The sequence below is a fragment of the Streptomyces sp. NPDC001530 genome (assembly GCF_042894545.1).
GTDB lineage: Bacteria > Actinomycetota > Actinomycetes > Streptomycetales > Streptomycetaceae > Streptomyces.
The window spans coordinates 98,012-122,662 of the sequence record NZ_JBIAVS010000008.1; the positions used below are offsets into that span (position 1 = coordinate 98,012).

A 24,651-nucleotide genomic window follows, 5' to 3' on the forward strand; every position below is an offset into this window, starting at 1 on the left:
GGTTGCGCAAAGGGCCGCCGGATCCGCAGATACGGGCCGCGGAAGAGCCCGTCGGCCGGGTCGGTGAGGAAGTCCTCCAGGGCGTCCTGAGTGTCGGGCTCGGCCAGCGCAAACGTCGCCGTCAAACACTCGACCGTGGTGTCGCACAGCGTCTGCGCGGCGAGCGTGGGTCTCATGACGCGTCCAGACCCCCGTCTCCCGTGTTCCGGCATGTATTCCGACTGCCCCGACCGCCCGAACACGGGCCGGGGCGATCGGAATCGATCACGTTCAACTCTACGGGGGAGGTCTGACAGTGCCGCCGGGTTCGCTGGGATCAGGCGTTGGGGATCAGGGGCTGAGGTCGATGATCCGTACGGGCTGTCCCTTCCAGGTTTCGGGGGCGGTAGTGGCGACCACCGCGCCGTTCGGTCGTTCCGCCGTGGGCTCGGCGGCGTATCGCGTGTGGGCGGGGGCCCACGAGGTTTCGCGGGCCACGGCGAGCGCGGCGGGCAGGTCCAGGTCGAGCACGGTGACACCGGGGAGCGCGGCGAGATGTTCCGCCGTGCCGGGCCGCATGCGGTCCGCCGCGACCAGGGCGCAGGCCGGGGCGTACAGGAACCAGCCCGCCTCGGCATGCGCGCGATGGATCAGCCGGGAGGCGAGCACGTTGCCTTTTCCGGCCGCGACCATCGCCGTGTCGTCCAGGACGATGTGCAGGGGCTCGGTCACCTGGCTCCCGCCTCGCTCAGCCGCCGGTCCAACTCGGCGTCGAGAGCCGCCTGTTCGCTTACGCTCGGGTCGTAACCGTTCCACTCCCGCAGGGCGGCGCGGGCTTGCTCGGCCCGCTCCGCGCGCTCCTCGGGGGTGAGCAGCGTCTCGGCGAGATGTGACAGATAGCCCCTTAGTGACATGCCTTCGGAGGAAGCTATCCGGGCGAGCCTGTCGCGGGCTTCGGTGGGGATACGGACGTTGGCGTCGGACATGGCGGCCTCCTTGATCGGGCCCCGCCAGGATACGGGTACGGGTACGTACCCGTCCAGGCGGGTTTCGCGTCCGGCCGACCAGTCGACGGCGGAGCCGCTGTGGATCACGGGTGTCTCCTCGTCCTCGCCCATGGAGTTCATCGGGTGGGCGGGACGGTGTCGTCCGTCACCGGCGACAGTATGGCGACCGGCGACCCGTTCCTGGTTACGGTGATCCGCTGGCCGCGCTCGGCGGCGGCTGTACTAGGAGGTGCGCCGACGCGGCGCCGGCGAGCCCCTGACCCTCTCCATCCGGGACTTCCTTGCCATCTGGGGCGTCCAGCGCCGGTACCCCGCGGCTGTGGAAGAGATCAGGAACGACCTGGATGCTCGTGGCCTGGTCACCGTTCCGCCCTTCACCGAAGGCAGCATCAACAGCCAGATCGCCGTCCTAGCGGGCGGTGCCGAGCCGGACGAGGCGCGGACGAGCGCGGTGACGCGGCTCTCGGGCGCCAGCAGCCAGTCGGCTGCGGTGCAGTCGGCGGCACAGGCGGCGAGTCAACTCGTCGAGGACCCCGCGGCGCAGACCGTCGCCTACCGGGTGAGCAACCTCGACTCGGTGAACCGCATGCCGGAGTGCGTACGCGTCGGCGACAGCGTCAAGACGGCTATGACGCTCATGGTGCTGCGTGGCTACAGCCAGCTCCCGGTGCTCGACGCGGACGGGCGGTTGCGTGGCGTCGTGAGCTGGGAGTCCATCGGGCGCGCCCGCATGGCGGACCCCGCGGCCGGTCTCGAAGCCGCCACAGTCAGGGCACGGGAGGCGGACCGGTCGGACGACCTGCTCGACTGGCTCGGGACCATCCAACAGTCCGGCTACGTCCTCGTACGCGACCACGAGCACAAAGTGTGCGGACTGATCACCGGCGCGGATCTCACCGCCCAGTTCGGTACGCGCGTACGCCCCTTCATCCTGGTGGAGGAGATCGAGCAGCGGCTGCGGCGGGTGGTCGATCGCTGCATCCCGCTCGACCGCATGCGCGCGGCGGTCCCGCCGAGACAGGCCTCCCGCGTCCACTCCGCCGCCAACATGAGCTTCGGGGCGTACGGGCATCTGCTCAAGGTCCCCGAGAATTGGGACGCCCTGGGGCGGGGCATCGACCAGGAGCACTTCCTCGCCGCCCTCGAACAGTGCCGCAACTTCCGGAACGACCTGATGCACTTCAGCCCGGATCCCGTCACGGACGACCAGCTGGGCCCTGCGCAGGGGCTCCTCGATCTGCTGCGTTCCCTGGACCCGGGGACCTGACTGGGCGGGGGTGAGCTGTGCTCGCTGTCTCCGCAGTGTGGTCAAGGGAGGGCCCAGCGCGGAGGGTTGGTCCGGGCTGCGCGCACGGCCTTGGGTGTCGGGCGACCGCACTGAAGCGGTACCTGGTCGATCGGGACGCCCATGGCTTCGGCCCAGGTCCTCCGCCATGCCTCACGCCGCGTCGTACGGCTCCTCCGCGCGTGCGCCCTGCGCTCCTGCCGCCGGGCTGCTTCCTGCCGCGCCGCGGCCTCACTGTTCAGCCAGACAGGAGGCTTGGCCTGTAATTCGGCGACGTACTGGGGATGCCAGCGGCCCTCGCGCCGCCCGCGCGGGCGCAGTGCCGAGACGACGTCGACAGGCAGGCCGAAGAGCTCGGCTACCGTCTCGTCCGTGATACGCGCGGCCCGTTCGGCCGATTCCAGGACCTTTCGCTCCTCGGCGAGCCGCGCACGGCGGGCGGCTGCCTCGGCGTCCGCCGCTGCCACTGCTGCCCGTTCGACCAGGAGCCACTGCGGGGGTGCGGAAGCCAGGTCGGCAAGATCCTGGCGCACGGCGAACAGACCGACCATTTCCGTCCGTCCGATCAGCGCGTCCGGTTCCACGCCCAGAAGCGAACGGATCTCATCGGGCCCAGCCATGGCCTCGTACGCCAGCGCGGCCCGCTCTCGGACAGAAGAGATGAGCTCGTCGCGCTCGTCCTCGGTCAGGCGGCAGTCGTCGGTCAGCCCGGCGAGCGCGCGCACAGTGTCGTCGTCCTCGAACCGGCGGAGGAACCCGGGTGCGTCGGGTCGTCCGAGGGACAGTCCGCCAGCGTATCGAAGGATGCATGCGGGCGACGCCTGCGCGGCCGGACGCGCGGCTTCGAGTTCGGTGCGGGCGCCTGCGGCACGTGCCTTGTTGAGGGCGCGAGTGCGCGCAGCCTTCTGCGCGGCGGTGGAGCGTCCGACCGTGGTGGCGGCCTCACGCAGGACGCGGTCGGCGACCGCGTACGGGGCCAGTGCGTCGATGTCCGCCGCGCGGTAGGTCCGCACCGTGAGGATCCGGCCGTACTTGCGCACCTCCTCCTGGGCGATCGGTACGAGTCCGGTCTGCTCGACGACGCGGGCGAAGCGCTGTCTGGAGATCGCTAGACGGTCAGCCGCCTCGGTGGCGTTCAGCCGGTGCTCGGCCGCCAGCCGAGACCTGAATGCGGTGATGTCGTCGAGCAGCGCCTGGACTTCGCCGGGATCGAAGCGCCGGTCCCGTCCACGGGTGAGGAGGCCGGCACCGACGGCCAGCTCGATCTCCCACACTGCGAGCCCGAGTGCGGCACGCGTCTGCTCCCGGCCCCAGCGCTCCGCGCGAGGCACGGCGCTCCCCTCAGGGCCCTGCCGTTGGGCGTTGTCGTCGTTTCCGTTCATGACGCATACGCTACGGGTGGCCACTGACAGTGACGCGTGGCTCACGAAGCAGGCGATCTTTTGCGGATCGGCGTCAGACGGTTATCACTGAGGAATGAGACAAGACGACCCAATCGCCGAAGACACCGCCGGCCCGCTGTTTCTCTCGCGTGAGCAGGTCGTGGAGCTGCTGGACACCGACGCGGCGATCGCCTCGCAGCGCGCGGCCTTCACCGCGCTCGGCGACGGCACCGGGGAGCTCCCCGGCAAGATCATGCACCCCAGCCGTTTCGACGACAGTGTTGTCTTCGCCTATGTGGCGCGGCTGTCCGCGGACACCGGGGCGGTCACCAAGGTCGGCAGCGTCAACCCAGGCAACGCGGCGGCCGGGCTGCCCACCATTCACGCGGTGATCAACGCGCTGGACCCCGTCACCGGGCAGCTCGTCGCCGTCATGGACGGCACCGCGGTGACAACCCTGCGTACGGCCGCGGCGAGCGCCGTCGCCTTCGACGCGCTGGCCACCGCCGACAGCGCGGAACTCGGCCTCCTCGGCTCCGGCACCCAGGCCCTCGCCCACGCGCGGGCCGTTGCCCGGGTGCGGGAGCTGCGGTCCGTACGGATGTGGAGCCCGAACCCGGGGCGACGGGCGCACGCCGCGCAGCGCCTCGCCGCCGAACTCGGCGTCGCCGTCAAGGCCGTCGACACGCCCGAGGAAGCGGTAGCCGGGCTGCCGATGGTCGCGGCCTGCACCCTCAGCGCCACGCCCGTCGTGCGGGGCGAGTGGCTGGCGCCCGGCTGCACGGTCGTGAGCGTCGGGTCCTTCGAGCCGACGCGCAGTGAGGTCGACGCGGAGGTCCTACGGCGGGCCGCCGCAGTGGTCGTCGACGATCCGCAGACCGCGGCGGAGCACGCCGGACCGGTGGTCGACGCGCTGCGGGAGGGGCGGCTCGCCCGGGCGGACCTGATCCCGCTCGGCGGCGTGCTCACGGGCCGGCAGCCGGCTCGCATGCGCCGCGACGACATCGTCTTCTACAACAGCGTCGGGCTCGGCATCCAGGACGCCGCCGCGGCCTGGGCCGTGATCGACGCGGCCCGCGCGCGTCGGGCGCGCCGATGAACAGGACCGCGCGGGTCGTCGTCGGCGGCGTGATGAGCACGAGCATCGCCTACCACCTGGCCCGTCGTCCGCGACCTGTACCTGGGCCGCCCACCCTTCGTCGACAACGGCCCCCTGAGCGCCGACGGCTTTGGCGCGAACTCACTGCGCCCGGAGATCAACCTCGTATGATCGCGCGGTACTTGTGACCGCTCGGCGGGATCGGGTGGTCGGGAGTCCGTCCGGCGGGATCGGGCGGCCGGGGCTTCGTTCGGCGGGGGAGAAGCATGAAGACCGCGGCGCAGGTGCCGACGACCCGTCCGGCACCGCTGCGCAGCGCGGCCTTCAGGCGGTTCGTGCTGGCCAATCTGATCTCGGCGACGGGATCGGCGATGGCGCCGCTCGCGCTGGCGTACGCGGTGATCGGGGAGGGCGGCGGGGCCGGATCGCTCGGCCTGGTCCTGGCGACGAACACCATTCCGACGGTCGTCTTCGTCCTCGTGGGCGGTGTGCTCGCGGACCGCATGTCACGCAGCCGGATCCTGCTGCAGGGCAATCTGCTGGCGGCGGCCGCGCAGGGGGCGCTGGCGGTCATCATGCTGACCGGCCGGGCCTCGACGGCCTCGATCGCCGCGTGCGGCTTCGTGCTGGGAGTCGCGGTGGCCTTCACCGTACCCGCCGGACAGGGCGTGGTGGCCCAGCTGGTGTCGGCGGAGCATCTGCAGCAGGCCAACGCCCTGGTCAGGCTGCCGAGCAACGCCGTGCGGGTACTCGGCCCCGTCGTGGGCGGGGTGGTCGTCGCGCTTGTCGGACCGGGGTGGGCGCTGGCCTGGGACGGGCTCACGTTCCTGGCCGCGGCGCTGTTGCTGCACGGGCTGCGGCTGGACGCCCCCGTCACCGCGAGCAGTGCCGTGAGCGATCTGCGGGCGGGCTGGGCCGGATTCCGCTCCCGCACCTGGCTGTGGACGTACACGGTAGCCGGGATGGTCGTGGTCGCCGCATGGCTGGCCGGCTTCCAGATGCTGGGGCCGGTCCTGGCCGCGGACCTCTACGCGGGGGCGAGTTCCTGGGGTCTGGTGCAGGGGGCGTTCGCGCTCGGCCTGCTGGCGGGGGCGCTGGTGTGCCTGTGGTGGAAGCCGTACCACCTGCTGGCCGTCGCCGTGAGCACCGCCTCCCTGCTCTTCCTGCCCCTGACCGTGATGGGGCTCGGCCTGCCGCTGCCCTGGGTGTTGGGTGCCGCCCTGCTCGCCGGTGTGGGCCTGGATGTCGCGATCGTCGCCTGGACCACGGCGCTCCAACTGCACGTTCCCCAGGCCGAGTTGGGTCGCGTGAGCTCGTTCAACGATGTCGGGGAGCGTCTCGCGATACCCCTTGGCTACCTCGTCACCGCCCTCGCCTCGCGCGCCTGGTCCGACCAGAGGGTGCTGTTGGTGTGCGCGGGCGTCATCGTGGCCGCCACGGTGTTCAACCTGTGCGTACGGGACGTCTACCGTGTCAACAGGGCTCCAGGGCAGTGACGTTGGCCTTCGCCGCCGCGGGGGAGGTCAGACGAGCACCGCCTCGTGCACGAGCCGCTTGAGCTCGGGGAAGATCGCGTTGGTCGTCGTCGGGCGGACCTGGGTGAAGAACTGCACGGTCAGGTCGTGGCGCGGGTCGACCCAGAACGTCGTACTGGCCACTCCGCTCCAGCCGAACGCGCCCTCGGTGGACGGGGATCGGGTGAGGTCCGGGTCCAGCACGACGGAGACGCCGAGGCCGAAGCCGAGGCCCGCGTTGCCGGCTTCCTGGTGGACGGGGCTGCCGAAGGTGCGCCGGTCGGCGTTGCCGGGGAGGTGGTTGGAGGCCATCATGTCGACGGTCTCGGGGGCCAGGAGGCGGGTTCCGTCGAGTTCGCCGCGGCGGCGGAGCATTTCCATGAAGCGGTGGTAGTCGTGGGCGGTGGCCACCATGCCGCCGCTGCCCGACAGGAAGCGGGGGCGGCCGTGCAGCGGGAGCCCGGCGATCGGGGTGATCCCGCCCTTGTCGTCCTCCCCGTACAGCTCGGCGAGCCGGCCGGCCTGCTCGTCCGTGACGCAGAACCCGGCGTCCGCCATCCCGAGCGGGCCGAAGACCCGCTCGCCGAGGAAGGCGTCGAGGTCCTGGCCGGAGATCACCTCGATGACACGGCCGAGGACATTGGTGGCGACCGAGTAGTTCCACTGGGTACCCGGCTCGAACTGGAGCGGCAGAGAGGCGTACACGTCGCAGGTCTCGGCCAGGTTCGCGCCCGGCGGCACCGACGACTCCAGACCGGCGTCCCGGTAGAGCGCGTCGACGGGGTGGGCGTAGTAGAAGCCGAAGGTCAGGCCCGCGGTGTGGGTCAACAGATGGCGGAGCAGGATGGGTTGTCGGGCCGGGCGGGTCTTCGTGTCGGCGCCGGACCCGCTGACGTAGACCTGCGGGTCGGCGAAGGCGGGGAGAAAGTCGGCCACGGGGGTGTCGAGTTGGACGTGCCCCTCTTCGAGGAGCATCAGCGCGGCGACCGAGGTGACCGGCTTGGTCATGGAGTAGATCCGCCACAAGGTGTCGGTCTCCACCGGGAGTTGCGCCTCGCGGTTGCGACATCCGTACGTGGTGAGGTGCGCGACGTGGCCGTGCCGGGACAGGGCCACGAGGTAGCCGGGCAGTCGGCCGTCGTCGACCAGGTGGGCGAAGTGCTGGTCAAGGCGGGCCAGCGCCTTCGGATCGAGGCCGGCCTCGCGCGGCTCGACCTCCTGTCGCAGGTGTCCCATGACTCTCCTTTGGGCTGCGGCTCTTCTCCCTCATGGTCTCGTACGGACGGGCGAAGCGTCCCCCTCGGGACTCGGGTCGGCGGTCACGACGCCCGCGCGCGGCTGGGCGGGGGACCCGCGTCGGAGGTCACGACTCCCGCGCGGCCCGGCAGCCTCAGGGCGAGCAGCACACCGGTCGCCGACACCGCCGCGAGCGCGGTCAGCGGCGGACCCATCGCGACACCCGTCGTGAGCGTCATCAGCGTGGCCGCCGCCGCGACCCCCAGCGTGGGCCCGACATTCATCGCCGTCTGCTGAAGCCCGCCCGCCACGCCGGCCGACTCCGCCGAGGCGTGCCGTACGACGACCGCCGTCGCGGTGACCATCACCGTTGCGAAACCGGCGCCCAGCAGCAGGAAGCCGGTGCCGATCGGCACGGCCGTCGACGCCTTGTCGAGCCGGGACAACAGCAGGACACCCAGCGTGAGGACGCCCGTCCCGGCCAGGGTCGTGCGGCGTGCGCCGAACCTGCGCAGGAGTACGGCGGCGACGGGAGCGCCGAGCACCATCATCACGGCGCCGGGCAGTGCCCGCAGGCTGGTCTGCAGCGGGTCCAGGCCCAGGGTCTCCTGGAGGAAATAACTGCCGACGAACAGCGCGCCGAGCATCGACGCCGACGCGGCGACCAGGATGCCGAGGGCCGCACCGATGGTCGCCGAGCCGAGGACAGCGGACGGGACCAGCGGGTTCGCGGTCCGGCGCTCATGGCCTACGAAGGCGGCTCCCGCGGCCGCGACGACGACCAGCCCGAGCGCGGTCGCCGCCGTCCAGCCCGCCTCCGGTATCGCGACCAGCGTCTGCACCAGACCGGCCAGGACCACCGCGAGCAGACAGGCGCCGGGCACGTCGAGTCCGCCGGCCGGGATCCCGCGCCGGCCCGGTCCACGGACGGCGAGGGCCAGCACGCCCATCACGAGCGCGGGCACCACATTGAGGAAGAAGACGGCCCGCCATCCCAGCTGGGTGACCAGCGCCCCGCCGACCAGCGGACCGGCGGAGGCCGCGAGGCCGATGGCGCTCGTCCGCAGCGCGATGGGCATCCCCAGCCGGTCGGGAGGGTAGGCAGCGCGCAGCATCCCGAGCGTGGCCGGTTGCAGCAGCGCGCCGAAGACGCCCTGCGCGATCCGCAGCCCGATCACCCAGCCGATGCCGGGCACCAGACCGATCCCCGCGGACGTGGCGCCGAAGCCCAGGATCCCCGCGGCGAAGAGTTGTTGGTGGCCGTACCGGTCCCCGAGGCGACCCGCGAACACCAACAGGCTCGCCACCGCGATGAGATAGCCGGTGCTGGTCCACTGAACCTGCGCGAACGAGGCACGCAGATCGTGCTGCAGCGTGGGCTGGGCGACGGTGAGCACGGTTCCGTCCAAGGCCACGATCACGGCACCGATGACGCTGCACGCGAGGGTGATCCGGCGGTGGACCGGCGAGGTGGGTGAGGTCACCGCTCCTCCGGCCCGAGATGCGCGTCCAGCGCGGCATGCAGCAGGGGTACGAAGTCTTCGGCGCCCGTGGCGAGTTGGAGGCTGCCCCATCCCCACAGCTGGGCGATCCCGTGCAGGTTCGCCCACAGGGCGCCCGCGACGACCGGGGCGTCGGCGTCGGGGCGCGCCCGGCCGACCAGGTCCACCAGCACGCCGAACAGCGGCAGACTGGTCTGCCGTAGCCCCAATTGACCGCTTTCCAGCAGGTCATGACGGAACATCAGCTCGTACATTCCGCGCTGGGTGAGCGCGAAGTCCAGGTAGACCCTCCCCAGCGTCATGAGCTGGTCGCGAGGGCTTGCCTTGCCGTCACCGATCGCCGTCGCGGCCCGGGCGCCCAGGTCGGCGAAGCCCCGGCGCGCGATGGCCGACAGCAGTTCCAGGTGCGTGGGGAAGTAGCGGCGCGGGGCCCCGTGGGAGACGCCGGCGCGCCGGGCGATCTCCCGCAGGGTCAGGACCTGCGCGCCCTCCTTGGTCACCAGGTCGACACCCACCTCGACCAGCCGGTCGCGCAGTCCCATCTCGGATTCGCTCATAGACACTGTCTACCAGCCCTGTGTAGACAGTGTCTACTCGTGAATGGAGGAGGGCTGGAGGCGGGAATGGAGATCCCCGCACGGAGGTTGGTGAATACATGACTCAGGACGCGACGCAGGACGCACTGCTCAAGCTGCTCTCCGAGTACAAGGGCGGGGTGCTCGTCACCCTCAAGAAGGACGGCCGGCCCCAGCTGTCGAACGTCATGCACACCTACGACCCCGACGAGCGGATCATCCGGGTCTCGCTCACCGACGACCGCGCCAAGACCCGCAATCTGCGCCGGGACCCACGGGCCTCGTACCACGTGACCAGCGAGGACCGCTGGGCATACACGGTCGCCGAGGGCACGGCCGAGCTGACGCCCGTCGCCGAGGACCCGGACGACGAGACCGTCGGGGAACTCGTCCGGCTCTACCGGGACGCCCTGGGCGAGCACCCCGACTGGGACGACTATCGCGCCGCCATGGTCCGCGACCACCGTCTGGTGCTGCGGCTCCACGTGGACCGGGTGTACGGCATCCCTCGCGGACGCTGAGCCGCTGCCGCGGCCAACACCGTCACGGCGGGCAACGCCCCCGCAGGCAGCGTCTCCGTCAGGCGGGTGATGAACACGGCGGTGGCCAGGGCGAGGAGCGCCCCGAGGGGGAGCTCGCGGCCGTCAACTCGGCTGTGCCAAAGGGCTTGTTGAGTCGTCGTCGCGATTCGCATGCCGCGTATGGCCGGCCAACATCCGCAAGGCCCTCAACGAGGCCCTGGCGCCATCGGCATGATCGACGAGAACGGCGAACCCCCGCGCCTCCAGCCCCACGACTTCCGCCGGATCTTCGTCACGGACGGCATGCCGCCGCACATCGCCCAGATCATCTGCGGCCACAAGGGCATCAACACCACGATGGGCTACAACTCCGTCTATCCACACGACGCGATCGAGGCCCACCGAGCCTTCATTGCACGCCGCCGTGCCCTGCGACCTGCAGAGGAATACCGGATACCTACAGCTGAGGAGTGGGACCAGTTCCTCGGGCACTTCGAGAAGCGGAAGGTTTCCGTCGGCACCTGCGCACGCGCATTCGGATCACCTTGCATCCATGAGCACGCTTGTGTCCGATGCTCCCTCCTGCGACCGGATCCGGCCCAGAGGACCCGATTGGAGGAGATCCGCGACAACCTCATCGCCCGCATCGCCGAGGCCGAGCGGGAAGGCTGGCTCGGCGAGGTCGAGGGACTCCAGGTCAGCCTCGCCGGAGCAGAGGAGAAGCTCGCCCAGCTTGATGCCCGCGCAGGTTGGATGCGGTCATGTGTTCGGTCAGGTGGCCTCTGTATAGGCTTTGCGCGCGAGCAGTTGAATCTCCTGGAACTGCCGTCGGTCGGTGGGCTGGGGCTCGCGAACCATCCGGGCTACCTCGGCCAACCCGGACTTGCGCAGCATCGCGGCGAGGTGATCAGGCGACCACAGATAGGCCGGCGCGACTGTGTGATCGAAAACCTGCGTCGGGTGAGACGGATCATCGCTTGCCGAAAAGCCGACCAGAAGGTGGCCGCCAGGTGCCAGCACACGATGGAACTCCGCCAGGATGACGGGGAGTTCCTGCGGCGGAGTGTGGATGATGGACCAACGTGAGAGTACGCCGCCCAGCACGCCGTCAGTGATGTTCAACGCGGCCATCGAGCCCACGTCGAACCGCAGGCCCGGATAGGCCTGTCGAGCCAACTTGATCATCGCAGGAGAGGCATCAACACCAAACGCCCTCAGCCCCAGCTCGTCCAGATAAGCGGTGATATGGCCAGGCCCACACCCCAGGTCCGCGACCTGACCGTCCCCACTCGCACGTACGACCTCGGCGAAGGCACCCAGGATCGCACGGTCCAGGGGACTGTCACGCAGCGTGTCGCGGAACAGCTGCGCATAGGTGGGGGCAGCAGCGTCGTAGGCCTCGCGGGTGGCGCTGAGAGCATCGTGTTCGACCATGCTCGCGACAGTAGTTCCTGGCGCTGAGACGAGCCGAGAGAATCACGATCTTCCCTCCCGCCTGTTCGCCCGGGCTATCGCGTCTGCAGGCAGCGCGTACGACAGGAGCTTGGCGAGCATCCCCTCTGCCCTGACCGTCAACCGCCTTGGCAGCGCGGTGGTTTGGCACCCGCGGCCTGGGCCGGCTTGTCCGATGCCGGGGCCGGATGTCGTACGTGGCCGGTAGCGTGGCGTGCATGATCCCGCACCGAGCGCGGATCAAGCCGCTCCCAATCGGACCCCGAGCCGGAGCCGTCTGATCCGTGGTGGCGGGCAGCTTGACTGTGGGTGCTGCGAGTCAAGTGGTCGCATCATGTCGTCGCGATTCACCGCGAAAATGAAGTCGACGGTGCTGACGCGGGCAGGAAACCTGTTCTCACAGCCGGTTTATGGCCCCGCAGTCTGTTTCGTCCGGCAGCAGCGGCCGGAAGGTGAGGCGGACCACGCGGCCCCTGCTGCTCCACCGGGTTTCGGTGGTGGCGCCCCGGGCGAGCGCCTCCGCGCGCAGGCGCAGGGCACCGTCGAGCACCGTGCAGGGGCCCTCCAGCGGCGCGAGCGGCCAGGGACGGTCGGCGGCGGTGCCCGGTTCGGTGCCGGAGGCGATCACCGCGATACGGGCCGGGACGTACGGCGTCGGGGCCGAACTGAACGCGCTCGCAGGCCAGTTCGACGGTACGAGACTCTCGTCGAGCGCGGTGAGAGGGCCCTTGGACCGCGCCGGGGTCTGCACCCTGTCGAGCCCGTGCTCCGTGCCCAGCCGCAGCACGAGCGTGCCGGCGTCCACCGCGTCCGGGGGCGCCGAATTCCGGGACGCGGCACGCCGGGCCGCGTACGCGTCCTCGTACACCTTCTTGAAGCGACCGGAGGTGAGCGGGTGGACCGTCGCGAGCTGGAGGGCTCCGCTGCGGCCGTCCGCCATGATCAGCCGGCGGTCGCCGTACAGGGACACCCGGGGCAGGGCGGAGCCGATGGACACGGAGGGCTTGCCCGGGATCTCACGCAGGCCGAGCACCAGCCGGCCGGCGCCTGATGGCGGACGGGGAGCGGCGGGCTGGTCGGCGACACCACAGGCGGTCAACAGCAGCGCGGCGGCGAGCGCCCACGGTGTGCGGAAAGGTCGCATGCCGCTTCGACGTGCTCCTGCCATACGACGGTTCCTTCAGGGGGTTCCCGGCCGAGCGCCCGCGCGACGCGAAGGCCCGGCCGGGGTCCGGTTCAGGACTTGGCGACCGTGTAGGTGCCGCTGCCGGCCTTGTTGACCACGACCAGGCCGTGGCAGCCCTCGGGCAGGTCGACGGTGACCGACTCGGGGTCGCCCGCGCCGTGCCCGTCGCTGCTCGCCACCGCGCCGGAGCGGGAGAGGACGTTGTCCGAGCCGCCCGAGTCCGCGCTGAGCACGAACAGTTCGGCGTCCTGGCCGGAATCGGACGGTGTCACGGTGTACGTCGCCCGCTCGCCCGCGCTCAGGCAGATGTCCCACACCGCGGCGAGCCGGTTCGCGCCCATCGTGATGGTGGGCGTGCCCGCGAAGATGCCCTCGGTCTCGTCGGCCTCGACGCGGTAGTCACCGGTTCCGGTCAAGGCGTGCACCTGCGGGTAGTAGTCGCCCACGGCACGCCGGTTGGAGTTGACGGCGACGAAGTCCGTGACACCCGGGCCGAGGACGCTGCTGTTCAGCAGCGAGCCGAGGCCCGAGTCGTCAAAGAGCCGCAGGTCGTAGTCGACGGTGCTCGACGGCGGCCTCAGCGCGACGACCGACCAGAAGACCTTGGTGGTGTCGAAGCGGTAGTTGTGGTCCACCACGGGCGTCGGCCGCAGGAGCGACTGGTGGTCGGCGAGCGGATCGCGGAAGCCGTAGTCGATCGTGTTCTGGTAGAGGCTGCCGAGCGCCGCCGCGCCGACGTTGCGTCCGTCCTGGCCCCGCGCGGCCCAGTACTCGGCGAACGACGTCGAGCGGTGGTTCAGGAAGGTGTTCCACGCCGCGTCGAGACCGTCGCCGTAGAGGTCCCAGGGCTGCTCGTCGGCCGTGTCGATGAGGTCCCACAGCGCGCCCGCGACACGTCCCTCGACCTGATCGCCGTTCTGCCAGGCGGCACCAGAGTCGCCACGCGTCGAACCCCAGGTCGCCGTGTCGAGGTTGAGCTCCTGGTTCTGGTCGACGGTGTCCCGGTAGACCGGGTCGCCGAACGCGGCCACGCCGAACCAGTCGCCGAACCCCTCCGACCAGGCGCACCCGGCGGTCACGGCGACATGGATCTGGTGGTTGGCGCAGCCGGACCCGGTGTCGAAGGTGTTGTCCTCGTACACGTCGTCCATCACGGCGTGCCCGAGCTCGTGCACCACGACATTGCGGTCGTCGGCGTCCTGCGCCGTCAGGTAGACCTCGTTCTCACCGGGGCGGTAGAAGGTGCCCGGGTTCTCGTCGGGGTCCCAGTTCATGTCGATGCGGCGGCAGTCGTGGTCGAGGCGGTCCCAGCAGTCGCCCGGCGTGAACGCGGCGCCCGTGTTGGCGTCGTCGTACGCGCGCAGCGAGCCGTGCAGCCGCGGGTCCGCGGGCTGCAGGGCACCGAAGTCGGTGGTGGTGCCGTCGCCCACGTTGTCGTGCTGGTCCGTGTCGAACGTCCAGGGGTCGTCGTCCCACTCGACGCCCCACTGGCCGTTCTGGGCAACGAAGTTGAGGTAGACGTCCTGGCCACCGCGGGCGTCGGTGCTGTTGTCGAAGCAGACGTGGTAGGCGCCACTGCCGTCGGTGAGGCCGACGGCGAGCAGGTCATCGCTGTTGGCCGGGTCCTCGTCCCACACCTGGACCTGGAGGTTGACCGACGGATGCCGCACCCCGGCGGCGTCGTTGTAGAAGTACGAGCCCTTCACACAGCTGATCGCGGCCGCCGTCACGGTGCCGTCGGCGCTCGCCGTCGCGTCGTCGGTGTGCGGCTTCGCCAGGCCCTCCGTGCCGAGGTCGGGGGCGGGCAGTTCGGTGAGCGGTGTGGCCTTCGTGCCGCTCTTGACCGCCACCGAGCCGTGATGGGCCGACGGCCCGCCCTTCAGACCGAGCCGCGAGGAGGCCGCGTCGGTGCCGACTGTGGCGAGAACAGGTTCCTCGACTCCGAGGCCGTATCCGGCGGGCGGCAGCACCCGGACCCGGATGGTGAGGTCTCCGGTCCCGACGGCCTCGACGGCTCCGCCGATCTTCGTGGTGCGGCCCGCGGTCAACGCGGTGACGCGTTCGGCGCGGCTGACGGCTCCCTGGGTGTCGGGCAGGGCGGAGGCGTGCCGCGCCACGTCGTAACCTTCGGGCGCCGACGTCCACTTGAGGGCCGCGGGCAGATCGATCTCGACCCGTGCGTTCGGTATGTCGACGAGCGATCTGATTCTCACCGACAGGTTCGCCCGCTCCCCTGCGGCCGGGCTCCGGTCGAGTTTCGCGGAGACGTCCACGCAGCGGACGCCGCGGTCGTCCCCGGTCGCGCACTTGCTGAGTCTCCCGGCGGCCGATGGCTGTGCCATCGCCGTTCCCGTCTGGGACAGTCCCGCGGCGGCCAAGGCGGTCACCAGCAGGACCGTGCGTAACGCTGAACGCACTTTCCCTCCCCTGTAAGACTGAGCTCATTGAGCAACTCGGACTCGATGGTGGCGCACTGGCCGCGCGCTGTCGCACAGGTGAACCGGCCCTTCGAGGAATGGCCTATTCCGGGCGGGTGCATGACAATCCTGCCTGGGGGTGGACCGCCGAACTTTGCAACGCGGAAGACGAGACGACGATGCCAAGGCAATGCGGAACGTCCTGCAACAGATGCACGACGCAAAGTCGTTCCGGATGGTCGGTGAACTCCGCGCACCCAATGGGACCCAGACCACGTTCGACGCACGGCTGGACGGCCACGGCGACTGCCGCGGAACCATGGGCAAGGCGGAGAGCGTGCTCGTGGGCGGGCGGGTCTGGACTTGTCGGGAGGACGCTGCCCTGCACGATGCGATCAGCGGACTGAACGGCGGGCCCCTCGAGCAGGTTGACCCAGCTGTATCGGAGGATCAAGACTCGGAATCGGAGGCCACGAGGCTTCTGCGCGGGAACTGCATGGTCACAGACCTTCCCCCCGAGAACCCCTGCGCACAAGGTATTGCGCCTGTGTGCCAGACGGGCCAACTGCTGGCCGGGTTCCGGAATGCCGGCGGAGACGTAAGCTCCCGTCCTGCCGTGGGAAAGAGGCGTGAGCGCCTACGCGCACTGACCTGCGTGGCAGGCCCCGTCACGCTGCGGGTGTATATACCGGCGACCGGTAGACCCATCGTGTGCCGGCGGCCCAGCTCACGGCCGGGTCCCACTCATGTGATCGGGCAACGATAGTCAACGAGCGCTCCGCGCACACCGGCCGCCCCTGAACCCGGCCGGTGTGCGCGGAGCGGCTCTCCGGGGGAGTGCCGGCGCGCCGCGCACCACTCATGTCCTTCTGAAAGAAGCGGGAGAACCATGGGCTTGCCGTGCAGCAGCGTTTTACCTTGCTGCTTGCTCTGGCCGATGCTCTTGCTCAAAACATCATCTGTCAACGGGGCGTGAGGGCTGGAGGTGAGTCCTGGGCCCAAGACGCAGGACGGATGGCCGGTGCCCCGGCGATCACCGGCTTCGGGCCGTCGGAATGCGGAACAAGCCCTGGATGGCGTCCGGGGCCGTACCGGCGCTGCTGCCGTGGCCGGGTGCGGACGAGATCTATGACCGCCGGTGGATCCACGAGAGCCCGGAGGCGATCGCGGTTCTGGGACCGGGGCTGGCAGTCAGCGGGGGAGCTGGGCTCGCAGCCAGGCGCGGGAGGCCTTCTCGCTGGAGCGGGTGGCCCGGGACTGACGGAGCTGCTGGTGTCCGGGCCATGCCCGAGTCCCCGGAGCCCTTGCGGCGTCCGGGGACTCGGCAGAGCGGGATCAGGCCGTCACCGTCTCCGGCTGTGCCGCCCCCCGCGGTGCCCGCTCACCGAGCTGCTCCGTCGGCACCTTGTGCGTCTCGCGGGCCGAAAGGGCGGCGAGGACCGGCGGGACGCACAGGGCGGCCGTGAACAGGGCCACCGACGACCAGTCGGAGCCGTCCGGCCCCGCGATCTGCGCGGCGAAGGTGACCGCGAACCCGGCGACCGCGAAGCCGATCTGGGTGCCGATCGCCATGCCGGAGAGCCGGACGCGGGTGGAGAACATCTCGCCGTAGAAGGACGGCCAGACACCGTTCGCGGCGCTGTAGACGACACCGAAGGCGAGGATGCCGAAGAGCAGGACCAGCGGGTAGGAGCCCGTGGAGATTGCCCACAGGTAGGCGAACATCAGGACGGCGCTGCCCGCGGCGCCGATCAGATAGACCGGGCGGCGGCCGATGCGGTCGGAGAGCGTGGCCCAGGCGGGGATCGCGCCGAGGGCGACGAGGTTGGCCAGCGCGCCCACCCACAGCATCTGCGAGCGGGACAGCCCGACCGAGTCACTCGTGCCGTACGCCAGCGCCCACACCGTGAAGATCGTGCTGACCGAGGCGACGAGGGCACCGGCGACGACTCGCAGGACGTCCGCCCAGTGCTCGCGGAAGAGTACGGCGAGGGGCAGCCTGGCGACGCCCTCGGTCGCGGCCTGCTGGGTGAAGGCCGGGGTCTCCTGGAGCGTGCGGCGGATGACGTAGCCGACGACGGCGACCGCGACGCTCAGCCAGAACGGGACGCGCCAGCCCCAGGAGAGCAGCTGGTCCTCGGGCAGCGCGGCGACGGGGAGGAAGACGAGCGTCGCGAGGAGCTGACCGCCCTGGGTGCCGCTGAGCGTGAAGCTGGTGAAGAAGCCCCGGCGGTTCGGCGGCGCGTGTTCCAGTGTCATCGAGTTGGCGCTCGCCTGCTCGCCGGCCGCGGAGATGCCCTGCAGAACGCGGCAGAGGACGAGCAGGACCGGGGCGAGGCCGCCGACCTGGGCGCGGGTCGGCAGACAGCCGATGAGGAACGTCGACAGACCCATCAGGATCAGTGTGAAGACCATGATCTTCTTCCGGCCGAGCCGGTCGCCGAAGTGGCCGAGGAACAGCGCGCCGATCGGACGGGCGGCGTAGGCGACGCCGAACGTGGCCAGTGACAGCAGGGTCGCGGTGGCCGGGTCCGACTCGTCGAAGAAGACCTTCGGGAAGATCAGGGCGGCGGCGCTGCCGTAGATGAAGAAGTCGTAGTACTCCAGCGCGCTGCCGATCCAGGCGGCCATGGCGGCCTTCCGGGGCTGGCCGGGTGGCGCGTCGAGCGGGGCGGTGGGGACGGACACGGCGTGCTCCTTCGGGGGAACTCCAACGTAAGCGGAGTGAGCGGAGGGGAGAAGTGCCGGATCCCTGGGGGTGACGGGTCGGCCGTGCCGGGTGAGCACCCGGCTAATTAACCCACTAGGTAGTTAGTAGCGGATGGCTACGGATGTTGCGCTCAGGTTTCCCGGGTGTCAAGAGGTCGCGCCGAAGGATCTTCCCTCGCCGGCTGTGCCGTCAGTCCTCCGAGCGGTCCGCCGTCAGATAGGCGATGACCATGTCGCCGAGCATCGTGCGGTAGTGCTCCCGCTGGTCGGGGGCGACCAGGTCGCGGCCGAACAGGGCGCCGAAGGTGTGCCGGTTGGAGACCCGGAAGAAGCAGAACGCGCTGATCATCGCGTGCAGGTCCACCGCGTCGACGTCGGCCGTGAACAGGCCCGACTCGCGGCCGGTCGCCAGGATCCGGCGGATCACGTCGAGGGCGGGGGAGCCGATCTTTCCGAGCTCCTCGGATGCGGCGATGTGGTGCGCCTCGTGGATGTTCTCGATGCTCACCAGGCGGATGAAGTCGGGGTGCGCCTCATGGTGGTCGAAGGTCAGCTCGGCGAGCCGGCGGATGGCCGCGACCGGGTCCAGGTGCTCGACGTCCAGCTCCTGTTCGGCCTGCCGGATCACCGAGTACGCGCGCTCCAGGACCGCCGTGAACAGCTGCTCCTTGCCGCCGAAGTAGTAGTAGATCATCCGCTTCGTGGTGCGGGTGCGGGCGGCGATCTCGTCGACCCGGGCGCCGGTGTACCCGGCGCGTGCGAACTCCTGGGTCGCCACGTCGAGAATCTCGGCCTTGGTGCGGGCGGCGTCACGGATGCGCCCGTTGGGTCGTGCCGGTTCTTCGACGCTGGTCATCGGGTTCCTTCGGGCGGCGGGCGCTTCATGGTGGGGCCTGGTGCCCGCGATTGTAGAAGCAGGCTCCCGCTGCGGGCCTTCCGGTCCGGCTCTTCTCGAAGGCCTTCCCGAAGGCCCGACATCCTGGTATCACTTACTAACGAACCAGTTCGTACATTAGCCATCGCCCCGGAGGCCTGCCGTGCCCCAGCACTCGTATCTCGTCGGCCTCGTCGGGTCCGGCATCGGTCCGTCGCTCAGTCCCGCGCTGCATGAGCGGGAGGCCGACCGGCAGGGCCTGCGCTGTCTGTACCGGCTGATCGACATCGACACGCTCGGCGTCGGACCGGAGGCGGTGGGCGATCTCGTACGCGCCGCACGGGACGTCGGCTTCGACGGGCTGAACATCACGCACCCCTGCAAGCAGGTGGTCATCGGCCACCTCGACGAGCTCTCCCCGGGGGCCGAGGCGCTCGGCGCGGTCAACACCGTCGTCTTCGAGGGCGGCCGCGCGATCGGGCACAACACGGACGTCACCGGATTCGCGGCCTCCTTCGCGCGCGGTCTGCCCGACGTCTCTCTGGAGCGGGTCGTCCAGCTGGGCGCGGGCGGTGCGGGTGCGGCCGTCGCACACGCGGTGCTCACGCTGGGCGCCGGGCATGTGACCGTCGTCGACGCGATGCCCGACCGGGCCGCCGCTCTCGCCGCCGCGCTGAACCGGCACTTCGGCGACGGTCGCGCCGCTGCCGCCACGCCGGACGAGCTCGCGGCCCTGCTCGCCGGAGCCGACGGCATCGTGCACGCCACGCCCACGGGGATGGCCGCCCATCCCGGGCTGCCGTTTCCGGCCGAGCTGCTGCACCCGGGGCTGTGGGTCGCCGAGGTCGTCTACCGGCCCCTCGAGACCGAGCTGCTGCGCACCGCCCGTGCGATGGGCTGCGCGACGCTTGACGGTGGCGGTATGGCCGTCTTCCAGGCCGCGGACGCGTTTCGGCTGTTCACCGGGCGGGAGCCCGACAGTGTGCGGATGTTGGCTGACATCGCCGAGCTGGCGGGTGTCGCCGTCCCGAGTTGAGGACGCCTTATGGGTGGGGTGGCCGGGGTGAGGGGGCGGGTGCGGGGCGGCGGGGGTTGCTCGGGCCCACGCGGCGGAGCCGCACATCTCACAGCCCCGCGCCCCTTACGGGGCCTGCCCGAGCCCGGGTTCCACACGCGCCTCGCCCCTAGCCCTCCCTGGCAGTGAAGCAACACCGAAGGAGCATCACCGTGCGTACGTCCATCGCCACCGTCTCGCTCAGTGGTTCCCTGACCGAGAAGCTCACGGCCGCGGCCCGGGCAGGGTTCGACGGTGTCGAGATCTTCGAGAACGACCTGCTCGCGAGCCCCCTCACGCCCGAGGAGATCCGCGCCCGCACCACCGACCTCGGTCTGAGCATCGACCTGTACCAGCCGATGCGCGACATCGAGGCCGTGCCCGAGGACGAGTTCGCCCGCAATCTGCGCCGGGCGCGGCACAAGTTCGAGCTCATGCGCCGCCTGGGCGCCGACACCGTCCTGGTGTGCTCCAGCGTCTCCCCGCTCGCCGTCGACGACGACGCGCTGGCGGCCGGTCAGCTGCGTCAACTGGCCGACCTTGCACAGGACTTCGGCATCCGGGTCGCCTACGAGGCGCTGGCCTGGGGCCGCCATGTGAGCACGTACGACCACGCCTGGAGCATTGTCGAGGCCGCGGACCACCCCTCCCTCGGCACCTGCCTGGACAGCTTCCACATCCTGGCCCGCGGCTGCGACCCCAAGGGCATCGAGGACATCCCCGGCGAGAAGATCTTCTTCCTGCAGCTGGCCGACGCACCGCTGATGGCGATGGACGTGCTCCAGTGGAGCCGCCACTACCGGTGTTTCCCGGGCCAGGGCGGCTTCGACATCGCCGGACTGCTCGGGCATGTGATGAGCGCCGGATACCGCGGACCGCTCTCCCTGGAAGTCTTCAACGACGTCTTCCGCCAGGCCGAGGCCGGCCCGACCGCCGTCGATGCCCGGCGCTCCCTCCTCGTACTCCAGGAGGCGACCGGGCTCGCGACACCGCCCGCCCCTGTGGTGCCGACCGGCGTCGCCTTCACCGAACTCGTCACCCCCGACGTCGCACCCGTCGCCGCGCTCCTCGGCGCTCTCGGCTTCACCCGCACGGCCCGTCACCGCAGCAAGCCGGTGGACCTCTGGCAGCAAGGCGAGGCCCGCGTCCTCGTCAACACGGGACCGGCCGCCCGGCGCGACGGCACCGCGCTAGCCGCCATCGGCCTGGAGTCACCGGACCCGGCCGCTGCCGCGCGGCGCGCCGAATCCCTCCTCGCCCCCGTGCTGCCGCGCCGCCGCGCGCTGGAGGACGCGCCCCTCGACGCGGTGGCCGCCCCCGACGGCACCGAGCTGTTCTTCTGCGTCTCCCCCGAGCGATCGCACTCGCTCAAGCAGGGAGGTACAGGTACCCCCGACCTCCCGGAACTCCCCACCTGGACAGACGACTTCGAACCCGTTGCGCACCAGCCTGCCGCGCGCTCCGTGACTCGCGTCGACCACCTGGCGCTCACCCAGCCCTGGCACCAGTTCGACGAGGCCGCCCTCTTTCACCGCAGCGTGCTCGGGCTCGGCGCGCAGGAGAGCGTCGACGTCGCCGACCCCTACGGCCTGCACCGCAGCCGCGCCGTCACCAACGCCGACGGCAGCGTCCGCATCGCCCTCGGCGTGGGCCCCGCCCCCACCGACGACGGCGCCCGCGCCCAGCACATCGCCCTCGCCACGGACGACGTGGTCACCGCGGCCCGCCGCTTCCGGGAGGCGGGCGGCCGTCTGCTGCCGATGCCCGCGAACTACTACGACGACCTGGCCGCACGGTACGAATTCGCCGACGGTGAGCTGGCGACGTACCGCGAACTCGGCATCCTCTACGACCGCGACGGCGACGGCGAGTTCCGCCACTGCTACACGGAGACCGTCGGCCGCGTCTTCTTCGAACTCGTCCAGCGCGACGGCGGTTACCAGGGTTACGGCGCGCGGAACGCCCCGGTGCGTCGTGCCGCGCAGCACGCGATGCGACGACCGGGGCGTTGAAGCGCCGCGTTACCGCAGGAGCCGCACCGAGAACGCCCGGTCCAGCGGCAGGCTGGGCGTCCTGACCGTCGTCACCCCGGTCCCCGTGTCGTACGACCACGCGTCACCGGGCAGCGGACGCCCGTTGAGGAGCACCTGCTTCGGCGCGGACTCGCCGTGCAGGGTGAAGCGGTACGAGCGAGCCATCGGCTTGTCCTTATAACTACCGACGCTCGCACCGACGTTGACCTCGGTGGTGCGCGAGGAGGAGTTCACCGCCACGCGCTGCGTCGCCGACGCGCCCTCGGTGAACCGACGTGTCACACCGTCGTCCTCGTACAGCGTGTAGTCGCTGTTCCCCTTCGGATACAGGTCCCAGTCCAGCTCGCCTCGGTCGCGTGTCTGCCAACTGGTCGTCCCCTTGGGCCACATGGGGACGATCGCGCCGCCCCTCACGAAGAGGGGGAGGGTGTCGAGCGGGGCGTGGTAGCCGTTGACGGTCGTCGGACCCTGGTAGGTGCGGCCCGTCCAGTAGTCGGTCCAGGTGCCCTTGGGGAGGTAGATGCCGTCGCGGGTCTCGGAGTCCTGGTAGACCGGGGCGACGAGGAAATCCGGGCCGACGAGGAACTCGTACGTGGCGTCCGTGCCCAAGGTGCTCAGGTCGTCCGGGTACTCCAGCCACAGCGGACGTACGGCGCCCACGCCGGTCTTCGTCGCTTCGGCGGAGAGCGTGTACATGTAGGGGAGCAGGCGCTCCTTGAGCTGGAGGTACTTGCGGTTGATGGAGGTGTAGGGCTCGCCGTCCAGCCAGGGCTGCTGGTCGGCCGGCTTGCCGGTGGTGATGTCGGAGGCCCAGCCGTCCATCGTCATGATGGCCGGCAGGAACGCCTTCCACTGGAGGTCGCGGGCGTACATCTTGGCGTCGTGGCGGTAGATCGAGCCCACGTCACCGGTGTTGTACGCGATGCCGGACAGGGTGGCTCCGGCGTACGTCGGGATCTGCCAGCGGATGTAGTCCCAGGACAGCTTCTGGTCGCCGCTCCACAGGACGCCGCAGCGCTGGGCGCCCGCCCAGGAGACCGGGAGCCAGACGAAGCCGCGCGCGTCGCTGTTCTCCTCGATGCCCGCCTTGGCCTTGTCGCAGGCGTCGAGCGCGAAACCGTAGCCGTTGCCGACCCAGGCCACGTCCAGCTTGGCCACGAGCTGGCCCGCCTTCACCTGGTCGGCGAGCTTGTCGATGCCGTCCTGGGTCCACAGGCCGAGTTGGGCGTGGTGGTCCTGGAGGCCCTTGGCCGTCTCGGCGAGGTTCTCGTAACCGCAGCCGTAGCCGTCGTTGACGAGCATCCAGCCGAGCGGCATGTCGTGCGCCGTGTAACCGTCGGCGATCTTCAGCGCGTCGAGGGTGTGCCGTTCGCCGCGGTTGGCGTTGTGCAGATAGCAGTCGGAGTCGCCCGGTTCGAGGCCGTACACCGGCGGCATGAAGGGTTTGCCCACCAGCGCCGTGTACGCGCCGATCACCTTCTTCGCGTCTCCGAGGAAGTAGTAGGCGTCCAGGCGCCGTTCCTGCTGCCCGGTCCGCACGGGTGAGCCGAAGTCGTACACGCCCGGCGCGAAGGTGTTGCGGAAGACGCCGTAGCCCGCGCTGGAGAGGTAGAAGGGCTGGGAGTTGTTGTAACCGCCCTCGTTCCAGTTGAAGTTGTTGGCCACGTACATCGTCTGATCCCGGTGCGAGAAGCTGCCGTTCTGCTCCCCGCCGCCGAAGAACTGCTCGTCCGCGCCGCGCGCGAGACTCTGCCGCATTCCGCTGGTGGACCAGCGCAGCGGCTTGTCCTCCTGCCAGATCGGGGTACGGTTGTCGGCCTTGTAGAGGCCGAAGCGCAGCGGCTTCTTGTAGACCCGCAGGACCGCGTCGGGGGAGCGGATGCCGTAGTACGCGCCCGCGTCGAAGGACGTCGTGTGCTTCTGGAGGGCGGGCTGCTTGCGGATGATGGCCGTGCCCGCAGGGTCGGAGAAGGAGCCGGACGGGTCGGCCTGAAGGCGGAGTTGACCGCCCGTCAGGAAGTCTGCCCTCGCCTTGAGTCGTCCGGCCTCGATCGTGTAGCTGCCGTCGCTCCCGCCGAAGGACGTGAGGTCGCCCGCGTCCGTGGTCTGCGGCAGATAGGCCTTCCCGGTGTACGCGTTGTCGTGCACGTCGTACGGCACGACCAGCACGTGATAGGTCCCCGAAGCGTTCGGGATCACCGTGGCCTCGGGGTCGGCGGTGCCGGCGCTGGAAGCGACCTGCTTGCCCGCGTCGTCGTAGATGTAGAGGTCGAAGTCGTCGGTGGGGTGCTCCCACTCGATCGAGATCGGTACGCCGCCCTCGGGGTTGTCGGCCCAATATCCCCGCGGCACCGAGACGTTCACGTCGAAGCGGTCGCAGACCTTGTTGTCCGGATCGTCGGCGGCGGACGGACAGCTCTCGGTGCCGCCGGACGTGCCCTTGGCGTACACGGGGCTCTGCCAGCTGACGCTCTGGTGGGTGTCGTCGAGCACGGCGCTCGCCGGGGTCGCCGCGAGCGCGGGCCCACCCGGGGCGCTCAGCACGGTGACGGCCAGGGCGGTGGCGAGCCCCGCCATGGCCCAGGAACGGTGTCGGAGTCTTCGCACGGTACGCATCTCCACTCGAAACTCGGACCAAGTGCCCCATCGGCGCCAAGACGCCGATGCTTGCTCATGCTTGAACAGTCGTCATTCCGTGCAACTTCGAGCATGAAGAGTCACAGGCTTTGCAGTGCCTGTCAACGGCCGTACACGCCAATGGACTTGGCTCCGACGAACTGAGGTGCTCCGCAAAAGAGGAAGATTGTTTGCCCATCCTGCTTTCTG

18 protein-coding genes and 2 pseudogenes are annotated in these 24,651 nt (G+C 70.3%); 7 read left to right on the plus strand and 13 right to left on the minus strand.

From position 1 onward, the window contains the following. Positions 1-330: 330 nt before the first annotated feature. A complete protein-coding gene (locus ACFY0T_RS17725; RefSeq protein WP_388870745.1) occupies positions 331-711 on the minus strand; it encodes a hypothetical protein in 381 nt (126 codons plus the stop codon). Next, on the minus strand, positions 708-1,106 hold the full coding sequence (locus ACFY0T_RS17730) for a hypothetical protein (RefSeq protein ID WP_388870748.1): 399 nt from the start codon (positions 1,104-1,106) through the stop codon (positions 708-710). Before ACFY0T_RS17730 ends, ACFY0T_RS17725 begins: the two co-directional genes overlap by 4 nt. A 109-nt stretch (positions 1,107-1,215) precedes the next feature. On the opposite strand from ACFY0T_RS17730, the gene ACFY0T_RS17735 reads away from it, so the two are divergent. After that, positions 1,216-2,253, plus strand: a complete 1,038-nt coding sequence (locus tag ACFY0T_RS17735; protein ID WP_388870751.1) for a CBS domain-containing protein — start codon at positions 1,216-1,218, stop codon at positions 2,251-2,253. 41 nt (positions 2,254-2,294) lie between these two features. Here ACFY0T_RS17735 and ACFY0T_RS17740 read toward each other — a convergent pair whose 3' ends face one another. Next, positions 2,295-3,653, minus strand: a complete 1,359-nt coding sequence (locus tag ACFY0T_RS17740) for a hypothetical protein (RefSeq protein WP_388870755.1) — start codon at positions 3,651-3,653, stop codon at positions 2,295-2,297. 94 nt (positions 3,654-3,747) lie between these two features. Between ACFY0T_RS17740 and ACFY0T_RS17745 the strand changes: the two genes are divergently transcribed. The 3 genes and pseudogenes from ACFY0T_RS17745 (at position 3,748) to ACFY0T_RS17755 (ending at position 6,248) form a co-directional block, all read left to right on the plus strand. Next, on the plus strand, positions 3,748-4,752 hold the full coding sequence (locus tag ACFY0T_RS17745) for an ornithine cyclodeaminase family protein (protein ID WP_388870757.1): 1,005 nt from the start codon (positions 3,748-3,750) through the stop codon (positions 4,750-4,752). 48 nt (positions 4,753-4,800) lie between these two features. Further along, positions 4,801-4,923 (plus strand): annotated as a pseudogene (locus ACFY0T_RS17750) (sarcosine oxidase subunit beta); the annotation flags it as partial. 95 nt (positions 4,924-5,018) lie between these two features. Further along, positions 5,019-6,248, plus strand: a complete 1,230-nt coding sequence (locus ACFY0T_RS17755; RefSeq protein WP_388870760.1) for an MFS transporter — start codon at positions 5,019-5,021, stop codon at positions 6,246-6,248. A 27-nt stretch (positions 6,249-6,275) separates the two neighbouring features. Here ACFY0T_RS17755 and ACFY0T_RS17760 read toward each other — a convergent pair whose 3' ends face one another. The 3 genes from ACFY0T_RS17760 to ACFY0T_RS17770 form a co-directional block, all read right to left on the minus strand. Then, positions 6,276-7,502, minus strand: a complete 1,227-nt coding sequence (locus ACFY0T_RS17760) for a serine hydrolase domain-containing protein (protein ID WP_388870763.1) — start codon at positions 7,500-7,502, stop codon at positions 6,276-6,278. Between the two features lie 83 nt (positions 7,503-7,585). Further along, complete coding sequence (locus ACFY0T_RS17765) at positions 7,586-8,986, minus strand: MFS transporter (RefSeq protein ID WP_388870766.1); 1,401 nt, start codon at positions 8,984-8,986, stop codon at positions 7,586-7,588. Then, positions 8,983-9,561 (minus strand): TetR/AcrR family transcriptional regulator, encoded by a 579-nt coding sequence (locus ACFY0T_RS17770; protein ID WP_388870769.1) that lies wholly within the window; start codon positions 9,559-9,561, stop codon positions 8,983-8,985. Before ACFY0T_RS17770 ends, ACFY0T_RS17765 begins: the two co-directional genes overlap by 4 nt. A gap of 98 nt (positions 9,562-9,659) precedes the next feature. Between ACFY0T_RS17770 and ACFY0T_RS17775 the strand changes: the two genes are divergently transcribed. Continuing rightward, positions 9,660-10,100, plus strand: a complete 441-nt coding sequence (locus tag ACFY0T_RS17775) for a PPOX class F420-dependent oxidoreductase (RefSeq protein WP_388870772.1) — start codon at positions 9,660-9,662, stop codon at positions 10,098-10,100. A gap of 20 nt (positions 10,101-10,120) precedes the next feature. Here the strand turns inward: ACFY0T_RS17775 and ACFY0T_RS17780 are convergent. The 6 genes and pseudogenes from ACFY0T_RS17780 to ACFY0T_RS17805 form a co-directional block, all read right to left on the minus strand. Beyond that, a pseudogene (locus tag ACFY0T_RS17780) lies at positions 10,121-10,273 on the minus strand (MFS transporter); the annotation flags it as partial. Positions 10,274-10,871: 598 nt separating this feature from the next. After that, complete coding sequence (locus tag ACFY0T_RS17785) at positions 10,872-11,534, minus strand: class I SAM-dependent methyltransferase (protein ID WP_388870774.1); 663 nt, start codon at positions 11,532-11,534, stop codon at positions 10,872-10,874. Positions 11,535-11,949: 415 nt separating this feature from the next. Beyond that, entirely contained in the window at positions 11,950-12,696 is a 747-nt protein-coding gene (locus tag ACFY0T_RS17790) for a hypothetical protein (protein WP_388870777.1), read from the minus strand. 92 nt (positions 12,697-12,788) lie between these two features. Then, entirely contained in the window at positions 12,789-15,155 is a 2,367-nt protein-coding gene (locus ACFY0T_RS17795; protein WP_388870780.1) for a hypothetical protein, read from the minus strand. A 1,335-nt stretch (positions 15,156-16,490) separates the two neighbouring features. Then, the gene (locus ACFY0T_RS17800) at positions 16,491-17,843 is read right to left on the minus strand and encodes an MFS transporter (protein ID WP_388870783.1); all 1,353 of its coding nucleotides are present in this window, start codon (positions 17,841-17,843) and stop codon (positions 16,491-16,493) included. Between the two features lie 211 nt (positions 17,844-18,054). After that, a complete protein-coding gene (locus tag ACFY0T_RS17805; protein WP_388870786.1) occupies positions 18,055-18,720 on the minus strand; it encodes a TetR/AcrR family transcriptional regulator in 666 nt (221 codons plus the stop codon). Positions 18,721-18,901: 181 nt separating this feature from the next. Here ACFY0T_RS17805 and ACFY0T_RS17810 point away from each other — a divergent pair, with 181 nt between their 5' ends. Continuing rightward, positions 18,902-19,774, plus strand: coding sequence for a shikimate dehydrogenase (locus ACFY0T_RS17810; protein WP_388870788.1), 873 nt, complete (start codon positions 18,902-18,904; stop codon positions 19,772-19,774). 191 nt (positions 19,775-19,965) lie between these two features. Next, a complete protein-coding gene (locus tag ACFY0T_RS17815) occupies positions 19,966-21,804 on the plus strand; it encodes a bifunctional sugar phosphate isomerase/epimerase/4-hydroxyphenylpyruvate dioxygenase family protein (RefSeq protein ID WP_388870791.1) in 1,839 nt (612 codons plus the stop codon). A 9-nt stretch (positions 21,805-21,813) separates the two neighbouring features. Here ACFY0T_RS17815 and ACFY0T_RS17820 read toward each other — a convergent pair whose 3' ends face one another. After that, positions 21,814-24,432, minus strand: coding sequence for a TIM-barrel domain-containing protein (locus ACFY0T_RS17820; RefSeq protein ID WP_388870794.1), 2,619 nt, complete (start codon positions 24,430-24,432; stop codon positions 21,814-21,816). Between the last annotated feature and the right edge of the window lie 219 nt (positions 24,433-24,651).

Coding starts and splice junctions, on each gene's coding strand:
- ACFY0T_RS17730 (WP_388870748.1), bottom strand. CDS start 1,106: ATGAACTCCATGGGCGAGGACGAGGAGACACCCGTGATCCACAGCGGC.
- ACFY0T_RS17740 (WP_388870755.1), bottom strand. CDS start 3,653: ATGAACGGAAACGACGACAACGCCCAACGGCAGGGCCCTGAGGGGAGC.
- ACFY0T_RS17745 (WP_388870757.1), top strand. CDS start 3,748: ATGAGACAAGACGACCCAATCGCCGAAGACACCGCCGGCCCGCTGTTT.
- ACFY0T_RS17755 (WP_388870760.1), top strand. CDS start 5,019: ATGAAGACCGCGGCGCAGGTGCCGACGACCCGTCCGGCACCGCTGCGC.
- ACFY0T_RS17760 (WP_388870763.1), bottom strand. CDS start 7,502: ATGGGACACCTGCGACAGGAGGTCGAGCCGCGCGAGGCCGGCCTCGAT.
- ACFY0T_RS17770 (WP_388870769.1), bottom strand. CDS start 9,561: ATGAGCGAATCCGAGATGGGACTGCGCGACCGGCTGGTCGAGGTGGGT.
- ACFY0T_RS17775 (WP_388870772.1), top strand. CDS start 9,660: ATGACTCAGGACGCGACGCAGGACGCACTGCTCAAGCTGCTCTCCGAG.
- ACFY0T_RS17785 (WP_388870774.1), bottom strand. CDS start 11,534: ATGGTCGAACACGATGCTCTCAGCGCCACCCGCGAGGCCTACGACGCT.
- ACFY0T_RS17790 (WP_388870777.1), bottom strand. CDS start 12,696: ATGCGACCTTTCCGCACACCGTGGGCGCTCGCCGCCGCGCTGCTGTTG.
- ACFY0T_RS17805 (WP_388870786.1), bottom strand. CDS start 18,720: ATGACCAGCGTCGAAGAACCGGCACGACCCAACGGGCGCATCCGTGAC.